21 protein-coding genes and 2 pseudogenes are annotated in these 25,571 nt (G+C 49.9%); 4 read left to right on the top strand and 19 right to left on the bottom strand.

All coding sequences use genetic code 11. The annotated features are described in order from the left end of the window. The first annotated feature begins 104 nt into the window (after positions 1-104). Together JCM10914_RS09535 and JCM10914_RS09530 are read left to right on the top strand one after the other, a co-directional pair. Complete coding sequence (locus JCM10914_RS09535; protein ID WP_036717581.1) at positions 105-758, top strand: amino acid ABC transporter permease; 654 nt, start codon at positions 105-107, stop codon at positions 756-758. A 36-nt stretch (positions 759-794) separates the two neighbouring features. Next, a complete protein-coding gene (locus JCM10914_RS09530) occupies positions 795-1,445 on the top strand; it encodes an amino acid ABC transporter permease (protein ID WP_023960058.1) in 651 nt (216 codons plus the stop codon). Between the two features lie 229 nt (positions 1,446-1,674). Here JCM10914_RS09530 and JCM10914_RS09525 read toward each other — a convergent pair whose 3' ends face one another. The 3 genes from JCM10914_RS09525 to JCM10914_RS09515 all read right to left on the bottom strand — a co-directional run bounded on the left by JCM10914_RS09525 (position 1,675) and on the right by JCM10914_RS09515 (position 6,221). After that, positions 1,675-5,034, bottom strand: a complete 3,360-nt coding sequence (locus JCM10914_RS09525) for an immunoglobulin-like domain-containing protein (RefSeq protein WP_023960056.1) — start codon at positions 5,032-5,034, stop codon at positions 1,675-1,677. After that, positions 4,994-5,443, bottom strand: a complete 450-nt coding sequence (locus tag JCM10914_RS09520; RefSeq protein ID WP_036717516.1) for a hypothetical protein — start codon at positions 5,441-5,443, stop codon at positions 4,994-4,996. Before JCM10914_RS09520 ends, JCM10914_RS09525 begins: the two co-directional genes overlap by 41 nt. 556 nt (positions 5,444-5,999) lie before the next feature. Continuing rightward, complete coding sequence (locus tag JCM10914_RS09515) at positions 6,000-6,221, bottom strand: S-layer homology domain-containing protein (protein ID WP_023960051.1); 222 nt, start codon at positions 6,219-6,221, stop codon at positions 6,000-6,002. Between the two features lie 116 nt (positions 6,222-6,337). Between JCM10914_RS09515 and JCM10914_RS09510 the strand changes: the two genes are divergently transcribed. Both JCM10914_RS09510 and JCM10914_RS09505 read left to right on the top strand, forming a co-directional pair. Then, complete coding sequence (locus tag JCM10914_RS09510; RefSeq protein WP_023960049.1) at positions 6,338-6,871, top strand: hypothetical protein; 534 nt, start codon at positions 6,338-6,340, stop codon at positions 6,869-6,871. A 141-nt stretch (positions 6,872-7,012) separates the two neighbouring features. Beyond that, on the top strand, positions 7,013-7,444 hold the full coding sequence (locus JCM10914_RS09505) for a DUF6376 family protein (protein WP_036717510.1): 432 nt from the start codon (positions 7,013-7,015) through the stop codon (positions 7,442-7,444). On the opposite strand, the gene JCM10914_RS09500 is transcribed toward JCM10914_RS09505, so the two are convergent. From JCM10914_RS09500 to JCM10914_RS09435, 16 genes and pseudogenes are all read right to left on the bottom strand, one after another. Then, positions 7,376-8,503 carry a hypothetical protein gene (locus JCM10914_RS09500; protein WP_023960047.1) on the bottom strand — a complete coding sequence of 376 codons (1,128 nt, stop codon included), beginning with the start codon at positions 8,501-8,503 and terminating at the stop codon, positions 7,376-7,378. The two genes, JCM10914_RS09505 and JCM10914_RS09500, sit on opposite strands and share 69 nt — an antisense overlap. Before the next feature lie 2 nt (positions 8,504-8,505). Then, on the bottom strand, positions 8,506-8,670 hold the full coding sequence (locus JCM10914_RS28825; RefSeq protein ID WP_023960045.1) for a hypothetical protein: 165 nt from the start codon (positions 8,668-8,670) through the stop codon (positions 8,506-8,508). A gap of 264 nt (positions 8,671-8,934) precedes the next feature. After that, the gene (locus JCM10914_RS28300; RefSeq protein ID WP_197286835.1) at positions 8,935-9,075 is read right to left on the bottom strand and encodes a hypothetical protein; all 141 of its coding nucleotides are present in this window, start codon (positions 9,073-9,075) and stop codon (positions 8,935-8,937) included. Between the two features lie 469 nt (positions 9,076-9,544). Beyond that, positions 9,545-10,768, bottom strand: coding sequence for a glycosyl hydrolase family 8 (locus tag JCM10914_RS09495; RefSeq protein ID WP_023960044.1), 1,224 nt, complete (start codon positions 10,766-10,768; stop codon positions 9,545-9,547). 251 nt (positions 10,769-11,019) lie between these two features. Next, positions 11,020-12,018, bottom strand: a complete 999-nt coding sequence (locus JCM10914_RS09490; protein WP_023960043.1) for a zinc-binding alcohol dehydrogenase — start codon at positions 12,016-12,018, stop codon at positions 11,020-11,022. Between the two features lie 21 nt (positions 12,019-12,039). Next, positions 12,040-14,286: an AraC family transcriptional regulator gene (locus JCM10914_RS09485; protein ID WP_023960042.1), complete on the bottom strand. Its 2,247-nt coding sequence runs from the start codon at positions 14,284-14,286 to the stop codon at positions 12,040-12,042. A 66-nt stretch (positions 14,287-14,352) separates the two neighbouring features. Continuing rightward, entirely contained in the window at positions 14,353-15,231 is an 879-nt protein-coding gene (locus tag JCM10914_RS09480) for a carbohydrate ABC transporter permease (protein ID WP_023960041.1), read from the bottom strand. After that, positions 15,225-16,190, bottom strand: coding sequence for a sugar ABC transporter permease (locus JCM10914_RS09475; RefSeq protein WP_023960040.1), 966 nt, complete (start codon positions 16,188-16,190; stop codon positions 15,225-15,227). Before JCM10914_RS09475 ends, JCM10914_RS09480 begins: the two co-directional genes overlap by 7 nt. 75 nt (positions 16,191-16,265) lie before the next feature. After that, the gene (locus JCM10914_RS09470; protein ID WP_023960039.1) at positions 16,266-17,870 is read right to left on the bottom strand and encodes an extracellular solute-binding protein; all 1,605 of its coding nucleotides are present in this window, start codon (positions 17,868-17,870) and stop codon (positions 16,266-16,268) included. Between the two features lie 158 nt (positions 17,871-18,028). After that, positions 18,029-18,229 carry a hypothetical protein gene (locus JCM10914_RS09465; protein WP_023960037.1) on the bottom strand — a complete coding sequence of 67 codons (201 nt, stop codon included), beginning with the start codon at positions 18,227-18,229 and terminating at the stop codon, positions 18,029-18,031. Between the two features lie 251 nt (positions 18,230-18,480). Continuing rightward, positions 18,481-19,410 (bottom strand): L-serine ammonia-lyase, iron-sulfur-dependent, subunit alpha, encoded by a 930-nt coding sequence (sdaAA, locus tag JCM10914_RS09460; RefSeq protein WP_023960035.1) that lies wholly within the window; start codon positions 19,408-19,410, stop codon positions 18,481-18,483. Beyond that, positions 19,407-20,090, bottom strand: coding sequence for an L-serine ammonia-lyase, iron-sulfur-dependent subunit beta (gene sdaAB / locus JCM10914_RS09455; protein WP_036717507.1), 684 nt, complete (start codon positions 20,088-20,090; stop codon positions 19,407-19,409). The genes sdaAA and sdaAB overlap by 4 nt, the downstream gene beginning before the upstream one ends. A 39-nt stretch (positions 20,091-20,129) precedes the next feature. Next, a complete protein-coding gene (locus tag JCM10914_RS09450; protein ID WP_023960031.1) occupies positions 20,130-21,212 on the bottom strand; it encodes a dihydrodipicolinate synthase family protein in 1,083 nt (360 codons plus the stop codon). Beyond that, positions 21,212-22,227: pseudogene (locus JCM10914_RS09445) on the bottom strand (NAD-dependent epimerase/dehydratase family protein). The gene JCM10914_RS09450 and the pseudogene JCM10914_RS09445 overlap by 1 nt, the downstream one beginning before the upstream one ends. Positions 22,228-22,397: 170 nt before the next feature. Then, positions 22,398-23,731 (bottom strand): annotated as a pseudogene (locus JCM10914_RS09440) (hypothetical protein). Between the two features lie 216 nt (positions 23,732-23,947). After that, a complete protein-coding gene (locus tag JCM10914_RS09435; RefSeq protein ID WP_023960023.1) occupies positions 23,948-25,570 on the bottom strand; it encodes a Na/Pi cotransporter family protein in 1,623 nt (540 codons plus the stop codon). Position 25,571 lies beyond the last annotated feature (1 nt).

Genomic DNA, 25,571 nt, shown 5'->3' with positions numbered 1-25,571 from the left:
CTTGATGGAACTGGAGCTTGCCTTCAATCATCCGCTCGCTGGCAGCGAGCGGGTCCTTTCCCGTGACGGCCGTACAGAGGAGGTGAACCACCTTGCATTTAAATATATGGGATTTTAGCATCTTGTTCGACCACTGGGACCAATACATGGCCGGTTTCAGGCAAACGATCTGGGCGAGCTTTCTGGGTCTTATCGGAAGTCTCGCCTTCGGCACGCTCATTGCCATTATGCGTATCGCTCCGATACGCATCCTGCAAGCACTAGGCACGGTCTATGTCGAATTCATTCGCAATATCCCTGTTTTAATGGTCGTATTTTTCTTTTTCCTCGGACTCCCGGCGCTCGGTTTCCCGATTGAGCCATTTCCGGCAGGTACGCTAGGCCTGACGTTCTACACAGCTGCTTTCATTGCCGAAGCCATTCGGGCTGGCCTGCAAGCTGTCCCTTCGGGGCAATCGGAGGCCGCCCGTTCATCCGGACTCAGCTATATCCAGAACATGCGCTATATCGTGCTGCCCCAAGCCATCAAAGTCGTATTGCCAGCGATCGGAAACCAAATGCTCAATCTGGTCAAGAACTCTTCCGTCCTGGGCGTCATCGCCGGACTCGACTTGATGTATTATGCCGATCTTATCAATCTTAGTACCTTCAAAGGGCTACCGGTCTATACGCTCGTAGCTGCGTTCTATCTCGTGCTGACCGTTCCACTCAGCCTTGCCGTCCAGTATATGGAACGTCGATTCGCCAGAAGCAATTGAGCCAGCGAACCGTTTATGATAAGGAGGTGATATGAAATGGATTTTGTCGGTACATACACCTGGCCGAATCTGCGGTACCTGCTCACAGGGTTTTGGATCACCCTCCAGGTTGCCGGCTTGTCCATTGTATTCAGCTTCATTCTCGGGACCGTGCTGGGTACGGTGAGGTATGCCAAGATCCGGGTTCTGTCACGCGTGTTAGCCGTATTGATCGACCTAATTCGCTGCCTGCCGCTGCTGCTGATCATCTTCTTCATCGGAATTATACTGCCACAGACAGGCATACGCCTTCCGGTGTTCTGGGCAGCCGTGCTCGGATTAACTTTATTTGAAGGGGCTATGATCTCTGAGATTGTTCGCAGCGGCCTCGTGTCTGTCGATAAGGGGCAGATCGAAGCGGCAAGAGCTTCGGGACTTAGTTATATGCAGACGCTGCGCCACGTCATACTCCCGCTTGCCTTGCGCAGAATGTCACCACCGATGGTAAGCCAATTCATTTCCTTAATTAAGGATACTTCGCTTGCCATTATCATTGCATTACCTGAGTTGATGCGGCACGTTAAAATTCTCAGCGGCTCCAACCATAACTTTGTCATCCCTGCACTCATCCTCGCTTCGGCCCTGTATTTCACCTTGAATTACACGCTGTCGATCATCGCCAGGCGACTCGAGGCAAGGCAGATCTAGCCAAAATCTATTCACCATGGTTGAAGTCCATCCCCCGGGAGCCTGCGGTTCCCGGGTATTTGGTTCCGTTTGCAACAATCCGCCTCCCCCTACCGTCTATTACATAAATGGAACCAGTACATGGCCGGTTTCAGGCAGACGATCTGGGCGAGCTTTAGTATAAAAAAAGAAAAAGCGTAACCGCTGGGCTATGAACCCTTGCATTTACGCATTTTCATTCATAAATCTATTAAATTCCGTTCAGTACTTGCAACATGCGGGAAAGCATCACGACCATTTCTGCTCGTGAAGTGACTGCCCGCGGTCGAATATAGCCAGATTCGTCACCCTTCATAATTCCCAGACCAATCGCTTGATGAATGGCTTCTACTGCCCAAGGGGATACATGATCTGCATCCACTGGCTGCCATTGACCTGCCTGAGACTGTTGACGGTCACCCTCTCCCTCTCCAAGAGCGAGGGCTCTTGTCATCATAACCGCCAGCTCCTGTCGAGTAATGGACTCACTAGGTCGGAACGTTCCATCACTATAGCCTGTAATTAGACCACTCTGTGCTGCGGCAACAACATCTGCCGCGTACCATTGGGCCTGAACATCAGTAAAGCTTGAACCTGTTCCCGAAGATAACATACCGAGAGCCCTAGTCAATAAGGCAGCCGTCTCAGCACGTGTAAGTGTACCTTTCGGATCAAACTGATTCGCTCCACGCCCCTGCACGATTAATTTAGAAGCAAGCCTTTCCGCTTCTTTTCTTCCCCAGTGACCTTGCATGTCATCAAAGCTCACCTTTCGGTCGATGACGAAGTAAAGACCTGTGCCTTTGCTCTGTACAATCGCCACAGACTCTCCGTTCTCCGTCGAAAAACGTGCAGGAACATACCTCAGCTCATATCGCTCCTCATCCCACCATACAACGGTAGATGTTTCGGATACGGACACATTCCCTAACGATATGCGTCGTTCAACATTTTGTGAGAACGGACTAAGCCCTACCTGCTGCTCGTTTCTACTAAGCTCTTTTGCCTCAAATCGAATTGGACCGGCAAGGACCTGAGCCTCCAGCTCACTAATGACAGAAGCAATTCTCGAATCTTCTTTTTCATTACTAATCCTTATCGCAAGAGCACTGTCTTCTTTCGTGCTCCCCCATTCGGCCAGTGGGAAATCTATTTCCTTCAACGATGTAGCAAAGGTAAGCACCATGTCCGCATTTAACGCTTTGAGTCGCTGGATCACCTCACCGTGAAGCGTGAATTCTCCAACCGCTTCGTCCGTAGCGATTCGTATTATCCCCTTAGCCCCATCAGCACGGGAGAGTTCAATTCTCTTTTTTCCTTGTGGCGTTTCAATTTCAACATAAAGCCCTGGTTTAGGTGGCACAGGTTCTGTTCCATCAATATTTCCTGTTCCATCAATATTTCCTGTTCCTCCATGGCCTCCGCCCCCCATATTATTCGTACGTATAACTGTGAGTTGGAACGTCAGCGTCTGGGTTGCTGTTCCCTTGGATATCGTAGCCTCTAGCGTGACAGATTGATCGCCTGTGAAGAAAGAGGGTCTACGAACAGCTCCGGTATCTGGGTCAATCACAGTTGGGAGTGAAGATGTCCACGCTATTGTCGACCCATTGGCTCCGCTAGTAGGTAGCGTAACAGTACCACGTACCTGTGCGGCATCGTCTCCCGGTGTATAACCGATTTCTACATCCTGAGCATCGATCGCCACAGCTTCCTCGTCTGTCATATCCTCCGCAAGTATAGTCAAATCGTAGAATACCTCGTACACCTCTCCATTTGCCGTAACTCTGGCCTGAAGCGTGATCTCTGCGTCTCCCTCCAAATAGGATGGTCGCTGTACGCTACCAGTTGCCGAATCAAGCAAATCGTTATCTGAGGAAGTCCACACAATCGGTCTTCCTCCTCCGTCTGTCATCGGCAATCCAACATCACCCGTGACACTCTGGTCCGTATCCCCGCCCGACAAGATGGGCAATGGAGCGGCATACACAACAAGCTCCGCAGGTACAACTGTAACATCATAGTTTCCAATTCTGTCTTGTGGATCGTTAATTTCGGTATCAATGGTATACGTTCCCACTGCACTGCTCCTCACGGCGATGGTCTCATAGAGTGCCGTAATATCATCTGTACCGATGACACCAGCTATAGATCCTGTTAGCACGGGGTTGTCGTAATTCTCCCAGCGTGCAAATGAGTCTGGCGTCACAGTCAAAGGAGCTTGATCAACCGTCAGTGTTCCAGATGTTGTCGTAACATCATAATTCCCCAGCCTACCGTTCGGATCATTCAGTGACGCATTAATTGGATATGTTCCGACTTCGCTCATTTCATCCGCTGTTGTTGCATAGGCCACGGTAATCCCATCTTGAGCTCGCGCACCCGTTACCGTACCAACAAACGTTGGGTTACTTGCTCCGTAAAATCGGGTTACGTTATCTACCGTAACACTAAGCGGAGCCTCCTCAATCGTCAAAATTCCTGGAACATACGTTACTGTATAGTACCCCGATGTCACGCCAGATGGTGTAATAGTATACTGCCCAACGTTACTTCCCGAAGTTGCGTTTATTGAGAATGATGGTACTCCAACAGAAGTAGCCGTATCCCAAGACGCTAGTCCCGAGAAGGAGGCAGTCATAGTTGGAATCTGGCTGCCATATTGCATCCCCACATCATTAGCTGTTACCGTTAACGGTCTCCTATCCACGTTTAATGTACCCGTCCCACTGCTCGACTGATAAGGACTGTCTCCCGCATAGGATGCCGTTATCGTATAACTACCTGGAACCATAAACGCATAGTTAATTACTGCACTTCCGTGCTCGTTCGTCTGCGCAGACCCAGCAGACACCCCGTTAATCTCAAAGGATACCATCTGCGAAGGCAGCGCTATTCCCCCAGCTGTCAACTCAGCCTTCAATTGGACAGCATCTCCATAGATCCCTGACACCACTGGAACAGACAAAGTCGTTGAATAATCGCGCTGTTCAGCTGCGACATATGTTCGGAATCCATAATCCGATGAGGGATGATTCCAGTGACCAAGATAGTATGGCCCCCCTCCACTGTACACATCCGACGAAAACATGCTCCATTGCAGCTGTTGAGTCTGAAGCGACGTTGTCATTTTAATCGTGTACGTTTCTCCTGCTTCCAGATAAACGCCTTCCGTAAATCTTATGGGAACCCATCCCCCCGGAATCCTATGAACAACGGCACTGCTCTGAAAGCTCACCGTACCCAACACATTGCCTGTCATCGTCTGCCCTTCCAGAATTTCAACTGTCACCGTAACCAAAGGAGCTGATTCATTGAGCATAATTAATTCAAGATCGTACATATAGCCTGTTAGCCCAGCAGTAAAGCTTTGACCCACATCATGAGACCCGCCATGGGTATTCGGATTGTCTGGCGTGAATTGATCGAGTGGGTCAACTGAGGCCGCTTCCCCTCCCTCAAGTGACAAAAACATAACAGCAGCAATTATCACACAAAAAAACAGCAGCCCTCCAACTTTCTTATACTCCTTACGCCTTCCATTTGAGTTTATAAAACTTTTTCCGATCATAGATGTTTCTTCCTTTCTTCTCCCTCTTTTTCTCTTCAAGTTCAGCTCCGTAGCATTTTATTTTAGATATTATAGCTATAGTTATATGGATTTGTAATCTAACTAAAGTTATATAGAAAAAAATAGTTAAATCCGCATTCAGTTGGACGGTGTCCCCATAGTTGCCTGATAGTGAACTTACTACCAACTCCGTCGCGTATTGCCTTTGCTCATCGGCGACATACGTTCTGAAGAAAAAATCAAACGCAAGATCTCCCCATAAACCTTCATAAAACTGGGTTCCGTTGGCATAAGCGCCTTGATCAAGCAATTGCCATTGTACCTGACCAGTCTGGCTTGATGTCGTCATTTTAATTGTATACGTATTCCCAGCTTGCAAGTAAACGCCATCTGTAAATGTTACTGGCACCCAACCTCCTGGGAGTCCGGGTACGGATACTACTACTGAAGCTTCCAGTCCCTAACACGTTTCCTGTCATCGTTTGACCCTCAAGAATTTCAATGGTTACAGTAACAATAGGAGGTGGTACGGCGAGCATATGTAATTCCAGATCGTACATGTACCCCGTCTTTCCAGCTACAAAGCTTTGTCCGATATTATTTGATCCTCCGTGCCCATCTGGAGTACCTGTTGTGAATTAATCAAGGGGATCAACGAAGGCAGCCTCTCCCCTTCCAAGCGATAAAAACAGAACAGCAACAATAGAGATACATAGAAGCAGTATTCTTGTGCCACTATTAGCAAACTCCTACTACTTCAAGATAGTATTATAGTTTTTAGAATTAGTAATCATACTAAAGTTTTAGAAGACAAGAAAAAGGCTATTTAAGCGCAAAAAAAGGAGTGTCTCCCCATCTAATTAATGGTTATTACACAAAAAATAGAGATTGGGGGGAAACTCCCAGCTTGCCTGATTTAATTACTCTTATTAAATTCGCATGTGCATCGTTTCATTCAAAAAATCTTAGTTTCCGTTCTGTAGCTGCAGGATACGGGAAAGCATGACGACCATTTCTGCTCGTGAAGTGACTGCCCGCGGTCGAATATAGCCAGATTCATCACCCTTCATAATTCCCAGACCAATCGCTTGATGAATGGCTTCTAGTATTTCACCTTGAATTACACGCTGTCGATCATCGCCAGGCGACTCGAGGCAAGGCAGATCTAGCCAAAATCTATTCATCATGGTTGAAGTCCATCCCCCGGGAGCCTGCGGTTCCCGGGTATTTGGTTCCGTTTGCAACAATCCGCCTCCCCCTATCGTCTATTACATAAATTTTACTGTTAAGGTGGAGGGATATCATGAAGAGAACAGGAATACTCGCCCTGCTCAGCCTGATGCTGCTCGGGCAGGCATGGCTTGGCTGGGGCAGCGAGCCGGTACACGCCCTGTCTTGCGCGCCACCCCGGGCTGTCACGGAGGAAGTTGCGGACTCAGACATCGTATTCCGCGGAACCTTGGTCTCCACGCAGGATCATCGCCTGGTCGATAAATTCTATTATACGTTCGAAGTTACGGAATGGTGGAAGGGCGACTCGAAGCTGCAGCGTATCGACATTTACTCCAACGGCTGGGATACGTTCGAGAAGGGCAAAGAATACGTTGTCTTTGCCGACGCCGATGACATCCATAAGCCCAAGGCCCATCTGTGCGGGAACACCGGGCCTGTTGCCGGCGTGGACGTTGCTTCGCTCGGCGAAGGCGCGAAGCCGGGGAGCACCGGGGAGGAGACCGAACAAGGAGAAACGGGAACCACTGGCGGAAAAAGCATGTTTGCGCGCATGGTGGAAGGCTTCATTCACCTTATCCGCTTGATCCAAGGCAGCCATTATTAAAGTAGCGGAACGCGCGCTCCCCTGCCTGCTCGTTTTCGTCGAGCTCTCCTTTTCCAACGACTCCCCGCAAAAAAACAAAACCTTTTTCTCGCTCATGCGTAGGAAAAGGACAAACGAATGCTGAACAGGAGGATGACCCCCATGAAAAAATGGCTAGTGATCCCAATGATGCTGATTACGCTCTCCGGATGTTCCCTATTGGATAGCGTCAACCAGTCCCTTGACTATACACAAGAAGCCGGAACCTTCATTAATGAAACCTCGCAATTCGCGAGCTCCATACCTGAACTGGCGAAGCAGGCAGCTAAAAGCGCCGAAGCCACAGAGGCGCTGAATAAGGAGCTGGAAGAGATGAAGCAGCGGATCGCCGACTTTAACGGGATCGATGCCCCCGCTTTCGCCGACTCCATCCATGAGCAGTTGGTCGGGTTAAACGATACGTTGTTAACGGACATTAACGGTTACATGGATCAGATTCAGAACGGAGTGACCGACATCCAGAATTCAAACATCGTCCAGACCGTGGACAAGATCAACGAAACGCTGGATACCATCAAGAATCTGCAGCCGTAAGGGCTCCGCAATAACAAAAGCACGCAGCAGGAATTTATTCCGGATGCGCGCTTTTGTTATCGCTGAACTGGTGCCTGTGCTGCTACTCGTTGTTATCATCTGCGGAACACGTATGTATTCATCGCTGAGGAACGACTTCAGATCGGCTGTCAATGCCTGCTTCACCACATAACGGATACCGTCCATGCCTGGCGCCATAATCCAGGATGTTCCCATGTACCCGCTCTCTTCGCGCGGGTCCCAGGCTACCACCACTTGCCACTCGGAACCGAAACGCTCATTGTAATCTGCCCGATAGGCGCCTGCGAGCTTGGCGCGCGGTATGTCTTCCATCGGGAAGCGCTGCACGCTTTCGAATGCCTTCATCCACTCCGAGAATTCCACCATATCCTGTGCGTACCTGCCAGCGAAATACCCCTCATCCCCACCGGAGAGCTGATAGAAAGTCGATTCATCGCCATCTTGTGCCGCCTGATACAGCATGGAGACCGTCTGCATTGGAGTCATGATCGGTTTCTTCGACTTAACCGCCAGGAACCGGCGATTCTCTGCCGCTTGCTCAATCCCGACATTGATCAACTCTTCGAGACCCGCGTCCCTACCGAGCTCATAGGCACCCGGATAGATCGTATTCTGATCGACAACCCTCGGTCCGTCCGGAAATTCATTAACGAACCATAGATGCCGATCGCCATGGCTTAGCTCCTCCAATACGACTTCTGCTTGGCTGCCATAAGTCAAAGCCAACAATGACAGCTTCTCCGGATCCAGTACCGATCGATCCAATAGCATGAACCGTTCCGGCCGAAGTTCTCGCCGGCCCGCTTCGATCATCATAACCTCCAATTTAGCCGGAGATATCCGCATACTCGGAATGTCAGCATGCTGGAAGTAGCTCTCCTTGTCCTTGGCCTGGAGAGCTTCGTACATGAGGATCACCGTTTCAATCGCCGTACGCTCGATTTTGCTTAAGTCCACTTCGAAGATCTCTCTCTCCAAGTTCTGGGTGTTGCTCTCGTTCCTCTCCTCGCCTGCTTTTTGCACAGCATCATTCGCCATGATCACAGACCCTGATTTTGACTCCCCCGAGTCTTGTTGGACACCGATTGGCGCGCGTCCTCCGCCGGCAACTCCGCCACCGTACAAGCTGCCGTCAACATCAATAACCCTACACACAGCACCATGACCAGGCCAATCCGCCTGTAATCCAGCCCCCGATCGCCCAATTTGTTCACCCCCAAATATAGACCACAACAAACAACGACTAGAACGTATTCTATATATACTCATCATCGACATTCCGGTAGGGAATGTTTATTATTGGAGCAAGAAAAAATATGCTATGAAGCAAGTCACACACAAAAAAGCTTCCTCCCATAATAAGTTCTACACTTCATGGAAGAAAGCCTTTGTAATGAATCTAAAAGTTAAATTAATCTGCTAGTTTTATAATCTATAATCGACCGACTGCTAGAGTTCTTATAAACGGCCTATTTAAAAGTTAATGCTTCACGCAAAAAGAAATTCGATCGAAGCTTACGAGCATTGGCTTCAGTCTCTTCGGTTTTTGGAATTGGGTGAATCCACTTATCCAAAAATTCATAAGAATCTTTTATTGCCTCATTAATCATGGCTCCATCGCCAATCTGAGGAATACGCAATAAAAGTCGTTCGGTTTCAAATTTTTCCGACCCTTATTCTACAATACTACCTTTAATCTTAATAACAATTAATTCAAATCGCTATCATCTGCACCATTTTTATACTTTCTAACGTAAGCACGTTCTTATCAGAAAATCGATAACCATAATAATACATCGTCTTCTTCTCCTCTCAGGTTTCCAACGCGGCCAATAAGTCGATTGACCACGCTTTATGAATAAGCTTATCCATCGTTGAAATTTGTTAAGGTGTCATAACCCCGATCCTCCCCCCTTAGCCAAGCTTCGATTCTTTCGCACCATGCTGCAACACCTTATCATAATTTGCTCAAGAAAGCGGCTAACGAAAAAAAGCCATAACGGCGCAGGAATAACATCCTGAGCACCGCTGTGGCTTTATTTGACACACGATCTGATTCGAAGAGCCATCAGATAGAAATTAATAAGTCCACCAGTTACCCGACATTACGATCAGCGAGAACAGCTTGATGCTCTCCTCGTAATAACCTTCCGCCGATGCATTCACCGTGTATGTCCACACGGAATTGAGCCAGCTCTGATGGCTGGACGACGTCATAGCACTTACGCCGAATGGGGCATAGAACGCACCGCTGTTGTATGTCACCAGCGCCGTACCGTTCAAGTTATAACCCGCCTTCACATTAGCCGGATTGCTGCTTGTGGCCGACTTGATGAAGGTATTCATCTTGTTCAATTGATTCAGTGCACGGTTATCACCGGTCAAGAGATAGTCTGTTCCAATCCGCCACGGTGTCCGAGAGGAATTATAGTAATACTGCCCGTCATAAGCCCCTTCCAGGAACCCTGGTCCCGCAGGCTGGTAATTGCTGCCCGATAGCACCACGAAGTCTGGCAGAAATCCAGTGTTCGAACTGTAGCCGTTATAAATCGAATTAATGATTGTGTACGTCTTGTTGATAACATTATCCCAGCGTGTGTCGCCTGTAGCGGCTTTGAACGCTTTCAGATGATTCATCATGAAATCCGATGGCCGTGTCGCGGTATTGTAGTTGCCGCTGGTAGCCCAGTCCCCGAGCCGAAGCGTCCATTGGGATTGATTGACGTCATTGCTCATAATCGCATTAATGATATTCTTGGCCGCTTGCAAATAATTGATCGATCCACTGCTTCCCCACTGCCTGTCCGCAAGCAGGAGTGCATAAGCTATGTCCATATCACCATCGGTTGCCGAATTGGCACCTTCGATATTCTGGAAGCTGCTATTCTGTTTCCAAGCCATCAAATACGGATTATTATTGCTTGGATGCGCTTGGTAGTATCGATAAAGCCCGTCAAAATAGGTCCGAGCATTACTGTCATAACCCGCCATCAGCACCGTAAAGATCATACCATAGCCGTGAGCTTCCGATACGGTCTCTCCAGCGGAATTATATTTCACATAATATTGCCCCGTTGCGGCTGGTTTGAGGAAAGAGCCTTTCCAACTATTCCATTTACTCGTTACCGCATTGTCCATCGCCGATTGTGTTACATTATTAGGTTTAATCGAGCCGCTGGTGTATGTCGTATGCTGCGGGAATGGTTTGTTGGCGGCCATGGAAAGTCCGGCAGGCAAAACGAGCAGAAGGGCACACACCCACATCGCTGTTTTGCGAATTACGGATTTTCGAAATACGTTCATTAACATCTCTCCTCTAATGATTAATGTTGTCATCTTCATCTCTCGACAGCAGCCGACATCATTCCGGCACTTAAACAGCACCACCACCTTCCATATGATAACGCTTACATATAATAAGATAAATATTCATATGCAGTACAATTATATTATATTTGTATATTATTGTAAATCCATGATAAGCCTCACGTGCTATTTTCATAGAAAAAAAATGGTCTTTCCCGCTACTACCGCCGGGAAAGACCATTATGGACTCATGCATACTTAAAGACGGTGCCCAGCGTTGATGACCCTGGGCCGTAACGCGCATAGGCCGTGCTCGCCTGATCCACCGGGACAACGTGTGAGATCAGCGATTTTACCGCTATCCTACCTTCCGCAAGCAAGCGAATATACTCGGCCATATTGCGCCCCTCCGTCCACCGGACGAATCCGATCGGATAATCGGTATTCTCCAATTCGTAACTCGTATCGTAACGACCCGGCCCTCCGGCACGTGAGATCAACACCTGCGCTTCTTTGCCAAACATCGCATTCCTGGAATAGGTTGTGGCCAAATCGCCAACGATGACGATCTTTCCCCGATCCCGGATCCAGCGCATGGAGGCGTTGATTAGCTCCTCGCCCGGTCCGCTTGCGCACAAGATGACGCTATCGACGCCATGTCCCCTGGTCATTAATTGAATGTGCTCCTCCAGTTGTTCTTGATTATGATATGCATGCGCGATATAACCTCTCATTCCTGCTGCTCGTACCGCATTCAGATCGTAACCCGCCACCGGATACGCCGCCGCATTGGCAATCTGCGCGATCAATTGACCGAGTATACCAAGGCCAACCACCACAGCCGACTCTCCAAACCTTAAATCCGCGACCCGCAGAGCATGAATGGCGATGGCACCGAGGCCTGCAAACGCCGCTTCCTGCGGATCTACATGATCCGGAACGACAGCCGTCAGATTCGATGGCACGTTCAGAAACTCCGCGTGTCGCACATAAGGTGCACCGTAGCAGGCTACTCGTTGACCGACTGCTATTCCCTGTACGTGTTCGCCGACCTGTTCTACGATGCCGACCGCACTATAGCCCATGACGACCTTCCGCCCGGAAGCCTGACGTATGAATATCATTTCCGTTCCCGGGCTAACCGCCGAATACTCGGTCCGAATGCGTACATGACCGGATGGCGTAACCTCCGGTTGATCCACTTGATCAACTATGACTTGTCCGTGAATGGTAGCAACCGCCTTCATTGTAAACCTCCTTATCGAATCTCATGATTTATTGTCCTGTGCTTTCCGATATTCACTCGGCGAGACGCCGCTGTACTTCTTGAATGTCGTCGTGAATGTCGATGCGTTCGAATACCCGGTCTTCTCACCAATCTCGGCAATACTTAGATCCGTATGGCGTAAATATTCACGGGCATGCGATAACCTCACTTTATTCAGATATTCCACATAATTTACGCCAAACGTCTTCTTGAAATAGTTCGAGAAATACTTCGAGCTCGTATCGAGTACCTCTGCCATATGATCCAAATACAAATTTTCCATGTAATGAAGCTCAATATACTGGGAGATGAATGCAGGATTCAACTTGCTTCGCGGGTCATGGCTCCGCATGTTCGCCGTTACGCGAATGACTTCAACTAAGGCATCCTGAATCTCTTTATACGTAAACGCCTGATCCACCTTACGCATGAAATCGCTCTCCAGCCGGAACAAGGTATCCCGTTCTGTCAGTGACGCATCCACCTGCTTCACGACGAAGAAGAACATGCTCTTCGCAATATGCACCAGTTGATGGTGATGGATCTGAAGTGATACGTTCTTGGTCATAATCTCATTCACAATCTGCAGCCCTTCATCCACCTTGCCACTGATCATACAATTGCTGAGCTTCTCGATTCGCTCCAATGGAAAATAAAGATCCGGTATGTAGCGGATCTCCTCGATATCCACGAGATCCGTCTCAGCATCCACGTTACGGTACAATTGCCCTTCCTTGATATTCCGATACGCTTCCACACAGTTACTGATTTTGGATTCATACGTTCGGCTGACACAGCCCCAGACTGTAAATGCCCGCAGTGAATTCTCCTGCGATTGACGAATGTAACCCTCGAACGATTGAACCAGCTGCTTGCGCTCGGACGGGTGATCCAGACCGATCAATGCAAGGAAGGTCAGCTGCTCAACATGATAGAGTACCGCATGCTGATAACATTCCCGCAAATCCTGGCGAATCTGTTCCGTTAATTCCTCCAGCACGAGGTCGTTCCCGGCTTCCGCCTTGCCTTTCACTTGGAGATGAATGGATGCCATCATGAAGTGCCTGCACTGGAAAAAGTGCGTGTAATATTTCTGCATCTGCATCTCCTGCTCCCGGGAGTGGTTATGTCCATCCAGTGTCTGCAAAAATACGCCGCGGCGTATTTCTTCGTCCACCAGATCCATCTGTTTGAGAAGGGACTCATTCTCACGTTGGACCTTGATAATGCCACTTTGGATTTTGACAAAATCATTCCCTTTCGCGGTATTTCCGCCCAGCAACTGCACGATGTTCTTTACCGGTCGATATAGATAAATACTAAGCAGCAGCGAGAGAATCGCCGCGAGCACAATCGCCCCATACATAATCCACTGGTTGGCATTCGTCACGGAATTGATATTCTGAAACTTGTACGGCATTTTATTAATATAAATGAACCCGTTATAGTCGGATTTATAGAAGTTATATTCATAGTCGCCTTGGGTAAGCGAGGCTTCCTGCGACGGATTGAAATAGACGTCATTGAGAATGTTCACCAGATCCAGGTCCTTCTCCGTGCTCAGGATCACGTTGCGGTTATGATCGAGCACGATCAATGAAGCGCCGGGGATCATGGAATTGAGATCAATGCCTTTGAGCAGCTCATTGACGCTAATGAGGATCATCAGATTTTTGTTGGACATTCGGAATTTGTTGCTGTCCACGGCAATCATGAGATTGCGACCATAGTTGTTGCTCTGATCCACGTACGTCTCCGCAGGGAACATCGTAAACTCATGCTCCGAGCGCGTATAGTTCTTCCAGAACATCGAATTGTAGCGCTGCGACTTGTATCGCCTGTCGAATAACGAGTCCAGATTGCTTGTACCCCGTGTTGTGATGGCCAGGTCATGATCGTTAAAGGAGATGATAATGTCCTCGACGATGTCCATATTGGTCATGAAAGTCGACAGGCTGTCTTGAAGGGACATCACCTTCTCCATGTCGTATGACCCGTCGTCGTTGCGCATTCGCTCGGAAGGCAACCCATGAATATTGAAGATCAGGTTATGGATGGATGTGAAGTTGGTGTCGAACGATTGAATGATATTTTTGATCACCATCCGGTTGTTTTCGCTCACCTTGTCGTAAATTCCGTTGATGGAATTTTTGTACACGATGTAATTGAATATGAACATGATGCCGATGACCAACTGCAATGCGAAGAAAATCTGGAGCAGCCCCCTGCTCGCGATCAATCGATTCATTGTCGAATCACCTCTCTTGATGTCATCCTTGTCATATTCAACACGAATACCGCCGGTCCCTCTATATCAGCCCTTTTCCGATCCGAGCATAACCCCTTTGGCAAAGTACTTCTGGGCAAACGGATAGATGAGCAGCACCGGAATCATCGATAGGACAATCGTAGCGTTCTTCATCGCTTGAGGCGCCAATGCGGACGAATCCACCAGGCTGGCATTGTTCCCACCGTCGCTAAAGATCAGCATATCCCTTAAGACGACCTGTAGCGGATACATATTGGCATCATTCAGATAGATCATCGGAATGAAGAAGCTGTTCCAATGCCCCATGAAGTAGAACAAACCGATGGACGCAAGCGCCGGCTTCGACAACGGAATCATGATTCGGAACAGAATCCGGTATTCGGAAGCACCGTCCACGACTGCAGCTTCACGAAGCGATTCCGACATATTTTCATAGAAGCTTTTCAGAATAAGCAGTTCGAAGGTCCAGATCGCATTCGGCAGCACAAGTGCCCACACGCTATCCAGAAGGCCAAGCTCCGATACCACCAGATAGTTAGGAATGATTCCAGGGTTCAGGAACATGGTCATGATGATCGCCAGCAAGAAGAACTTGCGGCCGAACATGTTCTTGCGCGCCAGCGGGTAAGCCGCCACGGACGTTAATAGCAAATTAATTGCCGTTCCAAGCGCCGTGTAGAAGATCGTATTCATGTAAGCGCGGGGAACTCGGTTGTCAGTCAATACCTGGGCGTAGGCGTCCAGGTTGAAGCCCTTGGGGAACAAGGTGACGTTGCCTTGAATAACCTCTGAGGTCTCACTGAGCGACACAGCCGTAATATAAACAACCGGATACACGGTGATGACCGCCAAACTGAGCAGAATCAACGTATTGATGATCTGGAACCATGAGATATTTCTTAGGTTGAACCTAGGTCCTACCATAGTCCGCTTCCCCCCAGTCTCTTGCTGATGAAGTTGGACGACAAGAGTAATATCATGGCCACGAGCGCTTCAAATAGCCCCACTGCTGTTGCGTAACTATAGTTAGCCTCAAGCAACCCCTTACGATAAACATAGGTTGAGAAGACATCTGCCACCTCATAGGTCATCGGATTATAGAGCAAGAGTACTTTCTCATAACCGATCCGCAGCATCGAGCCAGTCTTGAGAATGAACATGATAATAATCGTCGGCATGATCGCCGGAATCGTGATCTTGAAGATCATATGGCGCCGCTTGGCCCCATCCACTTTGGCTGCTTCGTACAGGGAAGGACTGATGCCCGCAATCGCGGCCATATATATAATGGCCTCATAACCGACATTAGCCCAAATATCCGAGGCTACATAAATCGTACGGAACCAGTTCGGATCGATGAGGAAATACTTTTTCTCAAACCCCAAAGCTGCAATTAATTGATTTAGAATTCCTTGATTCGGTGACAGAAAGTCAATAATCATGCTGCTGATAATAACAACCGACAAGAAGGACGGAAGATAACTAAGCGTCTGTACCGACTTCTTGAACCACTTCAATCGGACCTCATTGAGCAAGATCGCCAGTATAATCGGAAACGGAAAGCCGAAGATCAAGTTGTAGACGCCCAGAAGCAGCGTGTTCTTAAACAACAGCCAGAAATCCGCGCTGCTAAAAAACCTCTCAAAGTGCCTAAAGCCCACCCATGGACTCTCCACGATGCCTGTGAATACGCTGTAATCTTTGAATGCGATAATCATGCCGTACAGCGGCCCGTATCGGAAAATCAGATAGAAGATCAGACATGGGATTAACAAAATCAAGAGCTGTCGATCACGCTTAATATGTCGAAAGACCGAAGTCGTTCTCGCGTTGAGCCCTTCACGAGTATGGGGATCATTCCATTTCGTGCCTGCACTGGCCATGAATTTACCTCCTTACGCCTTAGGGCAGCCCCCGATACTTGCTTCGAGTGCTGCCACCAAGCGATGTGCTGTGTTCTAGTTGGATGCAGCCGCTTCTTCAAAGCGTTTCTGTGCATGATTAAAGATCTCGACCAGTTCTTTCACACCCTGCTTCTCCGCCGTGCTCTGCCACTGCTGCCACTGTGCATCGCCAAAGCTCTTGTTCAGAATGTATCTGGAATTAAACTCGTTGGCCGACTTCATGAGTGCGGTGTGCAGCTCCGCGATCCTCGACGTTTCTTCGTCCGTGAAGTTCAGGATCGGATCATATGGCTCGAAGCTGTTGGCGCTAAGTCGCTTATCCTGCGCTTGCTGTTCCTTCTCCGTGAAGTTGTAATACACGCTGCGTTTGTCCGAGTTAACGTACATCCCTTGGAGCCAGAGACCATAACGGTCTTCGAGAACTTTGATGTCCACCAATGGCACGTCGGTCAGCTCCGGATAAACGATGTTGTCTCCCTCGATCTTGAATGTCTCTCCTTCGACCCCCATGGTAACCAAGGTTGCGCCAGACGGGCTTGTCAGATAATCCAGAAGTTTCAATGCCGCTTCTTTGTTGTTCCCGTTAGCGACCGCGATACTAAAGCTGTTATCAATCATCGGCAGCGTCGCTCCATTGCCGGTCGGTCCTACAGGCGTTCCATAACGGAGATCGTAATCCGGATTCTGATCCTTTATCTGGTTGTAGAACAAGTCCAGTCGGCCGATCCAATCCCACGTTACGAAGGATTTCTTACCGGCCGTCATTTTCGATGTCCACGACTCGTCGGTATCCGTCAAGAATTCAGGATCGATTAACCCTTCGTTATAGAGCTTTTTCATGAAATCAAGCATGTCTTTATGCTCAGGCTGAATGGATGCATACTTCCATTGATTGGAATCCTCATCGTAGTATGTGGGATAGTCCTTGCCGCCAAGTCCCCAGCCGTAGGCCCAGTCACGGAAAATATATTCCTTGGTTTTGGACGCGTACGGATAGGAATCCGGGTAAGCTTCCTTGAGCTTCTTCAGAGCTGCGTAGAACTCTTCTGTATTCGTCCACTCCTCAATGCCGACCTCATCGAATATTTCTTTGCGATATAAAAAGCCATGGTTAACATCACGATTGATGTTTGCGATCGGCCATGTATAGATATTGCCCTCTTGGTCCCCAAAAGAAGGAATGACCCATGGATTCTCGTCCACGTACAGCTTCTTGAAGTTCGGGAGCATATCCACGTATTCATTAATGGCCGCAACCGCATTCTGTTGACCAATCTTCTTGAGTTCCGACGGCGTCAAGCCATGAAATATATCCGGGAGCTTGCCGGAAGCCACGGTCACGCGCAATTTATCTTGAAAGGTGGCTGGTGAATATGCCTGAAAGTTAACTTTGATTCCGGTACGCTTCTCAATCTCTTTAACGATCAGGGAATCGTTGAGATCCGTCTTCTCGCTAGCAACCATCCAGGTAATCGTGGTCGGTTTATCCACCAGCGGCAAGACCAGCCCGCCCGTATCTCCATATTGTTCGGGATCTACTGCGGCAGGAGGTGTCGTATTACCGCCTTGCTCGCCCGAGTCACCTCCACCACTGCATGCCGCCAGCATGGAGAGAATAATCGTTAATACGAGTGTCATACGAAGCCATTTGCTTGTCATTTGCGTTCCTCCTCATCATGAATCCTACGAATGTCTGCTACCTGACTGAAACTGTATGATCGTTACCCTACCCCCGTCTGCTCGTGCTCTGCATCTCCTGTAGGATGATCCTCAACTCGAGACCAGGAGATGGTAAGCCGTGACAACATGCGTATTTTCTACCCATCCACATCATAAAAACGCTTCCATCCATTCGTAAAGAAGCGTATTTCTTCCCATGTGCCGATTTTCTGCTTTTTGTTTGCAGCAAAGCCGCGGACCTGCACCATATCAGGCTTTCCGGTGATGTGGAAATATCTAAAGTGGTAGAAATAGATAAAAAAAGCGAGGGATTTCAGACTGAAATCCTCACCGGGCATGTTAATTTTTCACTCTTCGTCATCAGAGCTGTCACAGCGTGTCAGCGGTATTTTCTACCGAATTGGGCTGCTTGGCCGATGCCTTTCGCGGGCCGGTTCCCCACCCACTTCTGCTTTGAGTAAAATTCTTTTTTGTGAATATTTTCACTTAATTGTCCAAGAGGATGACCTCGGTATGTAGATCGTAGTCTAATTCGATTCATGTACATACCGGGTCAAAAACCTTGACTTCCGAGCTTCCCAGACACAGCTTAATTATTTGACTGGCCTTTGCCCTTAGCGCCCTTTTCGCGAAGCTTCTTGCCTTCCTTGCCATACAAGTCTTTCAATATCTTCTTCCCTGTCGGTGTCTGAGCAAGCCCACCCTTCGCAGTCTCTCGGTGCTTGGAAGGCATAGCCGTCCCTACTTCCAGCATAACGTCGATGACTTCATCCGACGGGATCACGCTGCGCACACCGGCCATGGCCATATCCGATGCGGCCAGTGCGGTAACAGCGCCGAATCCGTTGCGCACGATGCAAGGAATTTCGACGAGCCCGCCAACGGGATCGCAGATAAGCCCAAGCGAATTCTTCAACGCCAGCCCCACTGCATGCACAGCCTGTTCCGGCGTGCCTCCTCTGAGCTCAGTCAGCGCACCTGCCGCCATGCCAATCGCCGACCCTACCTCGGCCTGACAGCCGCCTTCAGCGCCTGAGATGAAGGAATTGTTGGCAATAACGTAGCCAATGGCGCCAGCGCTGAACAGACCCATCACAAGCTGCTCATCGTCCCAGTCGAAACGCTCCTGCGCGCTGACAAAGACGCCCGGGATAATCCCGCAGGAGCCTGCCGTCGGCGTTGCTACGATGCGACCCATGGACGCGTTCACTTCGGACACGGATAAAGCATACGCAAGCGCTGTGCACGCCTCGGTCCCCAGTGCCGGAACGCCGCTGCTCATATATTCGCTGACCCTAACCGCGTCTCCGCCGGTCAGGCCGCTCTTCGATGGAACGGGCTCATGGATCCCGCGATGAACCGCTTCCTTCATGATGTTGTAGTAATCGGACATTTGCTTGAACGTCTCTTCTCTGCTCTTGCCCGTCTCCTTAACCTGCTCCCTTATCATTAACTCACCGATCGTAATCTGATCTTCACGACAGCAAGCGATAATCTGATCTAATGTTGAGAACTTCATGACTGTGCCTCCTCTGCCGTCAAATCCGCAAACACCACACGTTTGACGCTGGACAGACTTTCAATATGCTTCATCAGCTCGGCAGGGACCGCCTCATCGGCCTCGACCACGGTCAACGCGTCTCCGCCGCGACCTTTGCGATCCACGTCCATATAAGCGATGTTAACCCCACCGCTCTCCAGCAACCTGGTAATATGAGCGACCATGCCAGGCGTATCGTCATGAAATACGAGCAGAACCGGATAGTTCATCGTAAACTTGACGTCAAAACCATTGACCCGCAGCATCTCCACGCTGCCACCGCCTATAGAGGCGCCGGCGATGATATCTTCATGATCCTGGTTTTTCAGCTTCAGCAAAACGGTGTTCGGGTGAAAGGCAACGTTCTGCGCCGTTTTGAACGTGAGCCTTATCCCCGCCTCTTCCGCCAGCTCTACCGAATGACGAATCCTCATGTCATCGGTAGCAAAATCAAGCAAGCCCCCGACAACAGCCAGGTCCGTGCCGTGTCCGCGGTAGGTTTCGGCAAAGGAACCGTAGAACACGATTTCCGCCTGATCGGGGAACGCTCCAAATATGCGCCGCGCAGCTCTTCCGATCCGCACAGCGCCTGCGGTATGGGAGCTAGACGGCCCCACCATACTGGGCCCTATTATTGAGAAAACATCTTTAAACCGCATGCGCGATTCCCCACTTTCGACTATTCTGCACTCATTGTATCAGTCCGAAAGCCATTCTTCCAAGTGCTCTTGTATAAAATCATCATCATGAAGATGCGGATAGTCCCGATATACCCGATTAATCTCCTCCGCTTGACCTGGCGACAGCGTCTCATGCGGGTTCAGGCACCATATGCCTTCCAGCAACCCCTGGCGGCGAAGCACTTCATGGATGCCCGGGATGCAGCCCGCAAACTGATGGGCCGGATCGAAGAAGGCAGCATTGGAATCCGTTACCTCAATGCTCCGCGTCAGCCACTCCTTGGCGATCCGATCGTCTTGGCGGGCTGCCTTAACCTCTTCCAGAAGTTTCACTGCTGTTCGCGTCCAGACTGCCCAGTGCCCCAGCAGCCCCCCCACGATCGGTTTGGTTACAGTTACTCCGTCTACCTGGAACTGATAGGTGGTCAGCAAGTCGTTCACGATATTATCGTCATTGCCCGTATATAACGCGATCTCATCTCTCCGACTGGAATAACAGACGGCACGAACGACATCGATCGTCTGATAACGGTTGAACGGCGCCATCTTGATCGCCACGATATTCGGGATTTCAGCAAAGGCACGCCAGAAATCGAAGGAAAAGATCTTGCCGCCGACCGATGGCTGGAGATAGAACCCGATGACAGGCATGGCCTGTGCGATCTGTTTCGTACGCTTTAAGATTTCTTGCTCGCTCCAGCCATCCAGACCGCCCATGCTGAGCAGTACCGCATCATAGCCCAGCTTCTTGGCGAGTGCGGTCTCCTCTAGCGCCTGTTCGGTTGGGCCGCAAACGCCGGCTACCATAATGAACGGACGCGTCAGCTCCGCTTGGCGAACCTCCTCGATGGCCAGGCGCAGCACGGGTTCATACAGATCGACCCCCTTATCCCGAATCTCGAACTGGGTTGAGTGAACACCGACGGCAATGCCGCCTGCACCGGAAGCCGCATAATACCGCGTCAACGCCCGCTGACGCCGCTCGTCCAGCTTGCGGTTCGCATCCAAAGCCAGGGGATGTGCCGGGATAACCAGACCTTCCTGGAGCGCCTTCCGCTGCTCAGGGGTTAATGTAGCAGTACTTGTAACCTGTCTGCCCATCAGAATTTCCCCTTTCTCTCTTGGAAGTGCGTCGGTTTATTCCAACTTTCGCCGCCGGACTGCACCCATTCGGCCGTCCAATCGATCATCTGCAGCAGCGAAACCTTCGGGTATCCGAACAGTTGATGGGATTTCGAAGCATTATTCAGCAGCGCCGTCTCGGATTCCACGCCTGTAAACGCAACTTCCTTGCCCAGGCGTATGGCAAGCTCCTGTGCAGCCCAGCGGATCGACATCGTTTCCGGTCCGGTGATATTGATAATCTCCGGCGGTGTGCTGCAATGCTTCAGCGAGCGCAGCGCCATCTCATTAGCGTCCCCTTGCCATATTATATTCGCGTGACCCATCGCAAGGTGAATAGGACGCTCCTCCTGAATCGACTTGGCCAGCTCATGCAGAACGCCATACCGCATATCGATCGCATAGTTCAGGCGATAGATCGCCATGGGCGTTCCGTTCTGATGGGAGAAGTACTCAAATACGCGCTCTCTGCCCAGACAGGACTGCGCGTATTCCCCAAGCGGCTCCGGAGCCACGGACTCATTGACGCCCCCGCTGCCGATCGGCGAGAAAGGATAAACGTTACCTGAAGAGAACACCACCAGCCGCGATTGTTTGTACTTCTCGGCGACACGACCGGGCAAATAAGAATTCATAGCCCACGTGAAATGTTCCCGCCCGGTCGTTCCGAACTTATTGCCAGCCATATAAATGACGTTCGCTGCGTCCGGCAGTTGCTGAAGCTCCGCATCATTCAACAGGTCGCAGGAGATCGTCGACACACCGGCTTCCTCCAGTTCCCGCCTTGCCTCCTGGTTCGTGAAACGGGACACCCCGATAATCTTCTTACCCCCGCCAGCTTCGCGAACTGCGTTCGCAGCAAGCCTCGCCAGACTCGGTCCCATCTTGCCGCCTACGCCCAGCACGAGAATATCCCCTTCAAGGAAGCTAGATCCGCCACAAGCTGTTCCGACGGCTCCGCCAGCCTTCCTTCCAATTGTGCAACGGTTAACATCGTTCGTCTCCTCCTTTGATTTTGATTCCTTTCCATCATAAAGGCCGAGTTGATATAGAGACAAATCTTTAAATTGTCTTTAAATTATCGTACATAACGTATTAAGAACGAAAAAAGTCAACCAGTATGTTGAACTGGTTGACTTAATCTTGCGAAGACTTAGCACTCATCTATTCCAAAAAACTGAACCTGAATATCTGCCGCGGCCTTCCCCTCGGTACCTTCTCGATGCCCGAAATCTCGACCAGGTCGTTATCCAACCATGTCTGCAGCAGACGGTGCGCGCTGCGTACCGTAATATCCAGCAGATGCGCCAGCTCATGGACTTTATATTCATATTTGCCTGAACGGGCGCGCTGGTTCAGCAGTTTACTCAAATACGCACTGGTCATCCCCGCGTCCTCTGCCCGTTTAATCAACTCCGCATCGGTAAAGGACAGCACTTCTTGTACCGGGTCCGCCATCTCTAGCGGACCGATCAACGTCCCGTCCTCTCTAACGATGAAGCAGGCGTTGCCTCCGACTTCCTTCGATTTGCGCATCGCGATCCGTGCATTCGTACCGGCCATGCTGGCCGACGGACCGAAGCCCATGCCGATGCTAAGCGAAATGCCATGCGTCTTATTCACGTCCTTGGCTAAGGGAATCGTCTTGTAGCCGCCCGTTTCGCGCTCGAATATGCCGCGTGTCGTAAAGAATAAATATTCATCCCCGCCCAGATGCGTGAAATAGCCATCCAGCGACTCCACATAATCCAGCACCATCCGGTGAATATCCAGCTTCAACTTCTGCACCTCATGCTCATTATTGCGCCGCAGCGCCTGTGCTCCAAAATCATCTATATTAATCATGCCTACCACGATCTGACCTTCCCTGCTCCGGCGCGATGACGTGGAGAGCAGCGCCCGCTCCAGCGAGACGACAATATCCTGATCCGACGGGAGCAGCCACTCGTTCGGAATGCCCAGAGCCGTTAACGCCTGTGCAACCGCTTGGGAGCCCGTCAAAGCGATGGAGCATTGCCCGGATTCGTAATAGGCTTTATGGAATGCAATCAGCGATTCCTTGGGAGCATATACCGGTCCATCATATGTAATGGCCTGTACCGATGGGAGATTCAAGTCCTTCAACGTCCGGTACACCATCGTCTCCGTCAACGTATCCACTGATATGCCGCCAGCCATGATCCCCTTCTGCTGAGCAATAAATAACGCTTTGTACAAGCCCGCATCCGTGACAGGCACATAATGTACCGGATGATGATACGGTTCAATTCCTTCACCTTACGCTGCGACGAAGGGTCGGAGAGGAATAACACCTCAACTTCACGACCGATTTGTTCTGCCAGCGCGGGCGCTTCATCCTCTTCCTGGAACACCAGGGGTACAGGGTCAAAGGAAGGGAAGGTCTCGATGATTTTCATGATTTTGTCAACAATCGTCTGCGTTCCGATAATACCGATTCGAATCTGCTGAATGGCAGCAGCCTGGCTGCTTCGCGTCATGACCTTCACTCCCGTCGTTCCCATTTCCGCGCAGAGCCCATGGCAACCTATAACGGGTCGTTACGGATATTTAAATCATACCCGCTACCGAGAATTTGGCAAGTGTCATGGGTCCTGAACAGGCTTCCGGTCCTAGTTCAGCAGGATAAAAAAGCAGCGCTGATTGTCGTTCCTGTCGTAAGGAATCCACATCATCAGCGCTGCTATGAAAGTTTATTAAATTTCCTGTTCGTGCATGACGAATTGAGCAATATTCTTACTATGGTCTCCAACACGTTCAAGGTTACTCAGAAGATCAAGATACACGGCGCCCGAGCTGCCTGTACATAGATTCTGATTCAGGCGCTGGATATGACTCTTGCGGAATTGAACTTCCAACTCGTCAAGCTGGCCCTCCAGTACAAGCACCTCTTCGGCGGCCGCAACGTCATGATGCTCCAAGGCATACAGCGCACGCTCAACCGCCTGATCGGCTATCGTCAGCATCTCTTTCAGTTCCTTCTTAGCATCCTCGGAGAACTCGACCTTGTTATTAATACTGAACTCCGTCAGTTCCACGACATTCTCCGCATGATCCCCGATGCGCTCAATATCGCTAATCGTCTGGAACCATCCGGAAGCCTTCTCTGATTCGTTAGCCGCTAGCCCGTTCTGCTGCTGAATCTTGACCATGTAATCGGTAATCTTGCGATTCAGCTCATTCACGAGCTGTTCCTTCTGCAAAGCTAGCAATGACACCTTGGTATCCCGATTGTAGAAGTATTCCGAAGCGTCGGTCAGAGCTTCCTTGGCGAACTGACCCATGCGGACAATCTCGTGCTTGGCTTGTCCGAATGCCATCGCTGGCGTAGCTAGCAGGCGTTCATCCAGATAGATGGCCTTAAACTCAATCTCTTGCATTTTGCCCGGAATTGCCTTTGTAACAAACCAAGCCAATGCCGGAATAAGCGGAATGAAGTAGAGCGTGTTGATAACGTTAAAGAACCCATGAGCGTATGCAATCTGCATCCGGATATTCACACCTTGACCCAACCATTCAATAATATGATGAACAGGGGTTAAGAGGATCATGAAGACCGTTACACCTACCAGATTAAACGTCACATGGACCAATGCCGTTCGCTTGGCAGCCACAGATGTTCCGATTGCAGCCATCATTGCCGTGATGGTCGTACCCAGGTTGTCACCGAACAAGATCGGCAATGCCCCGTACAGATCGACCATTCCTTCGTCGGCAATCGTCTGAAGAATACCGATCGTAGCGGTAGAGCTCTGGACGATCATCGTAAAGACAGTACCTACGACAAGTCCAAGAATCGGCCACTCGGATAACGTTGTCATCATATCGATGAAGGCGGGTAATTCCCTGAGCGGCTTCACGCCGCCGCCCATCGTAGACAGGCCGAGGAAGAGCATCCCGAAGCCGAACACAATCTGCCCTGCATACTGAAATTTCTTCTTGCTTATAAACAGCATCATGATGACACCGAGCGCAATAACAGGCAGTGCATACTCTTCAATCTTGATCCCGACAATGAACGCGGTCATCGTCGTGCCAATATTAGCTCCCAGTACGACACCAATCGCCTGCCTTAACTTCATCAGCCCTGCATTAACCAGGCCGATAGCCATCACCGTTGTTCCCGTTGAAGACTGTATAAGAATCGTAACGCCGATACCGACCAGAATACCGAGCAGTGGGTTCGAGGTGTATTTCTCAAGCAGACCTCGCATTCTATCTCCCGCCGATTTCTGCAATCCGTCTGACATATACTTGATACCGAACAGGAAAATCCCCAAACCGCCTACAAATTTAAATAGGATGTCTTGCCAATCCAAG

This window comes from Paenibacillus sp. JCM 10914 (genome assembly GCF_001315105.1).
Lineage (GTDB): Bacteria > Bacillota > Bacilli > Paenibacillales > Paenibacillaceae > Paenibacillus_AQ.
The sequence above is the reverse complement of the archived record's forward strand: the minus strand, read 5'-3'. Positions and strand labels throughout refer to the sequence as shown.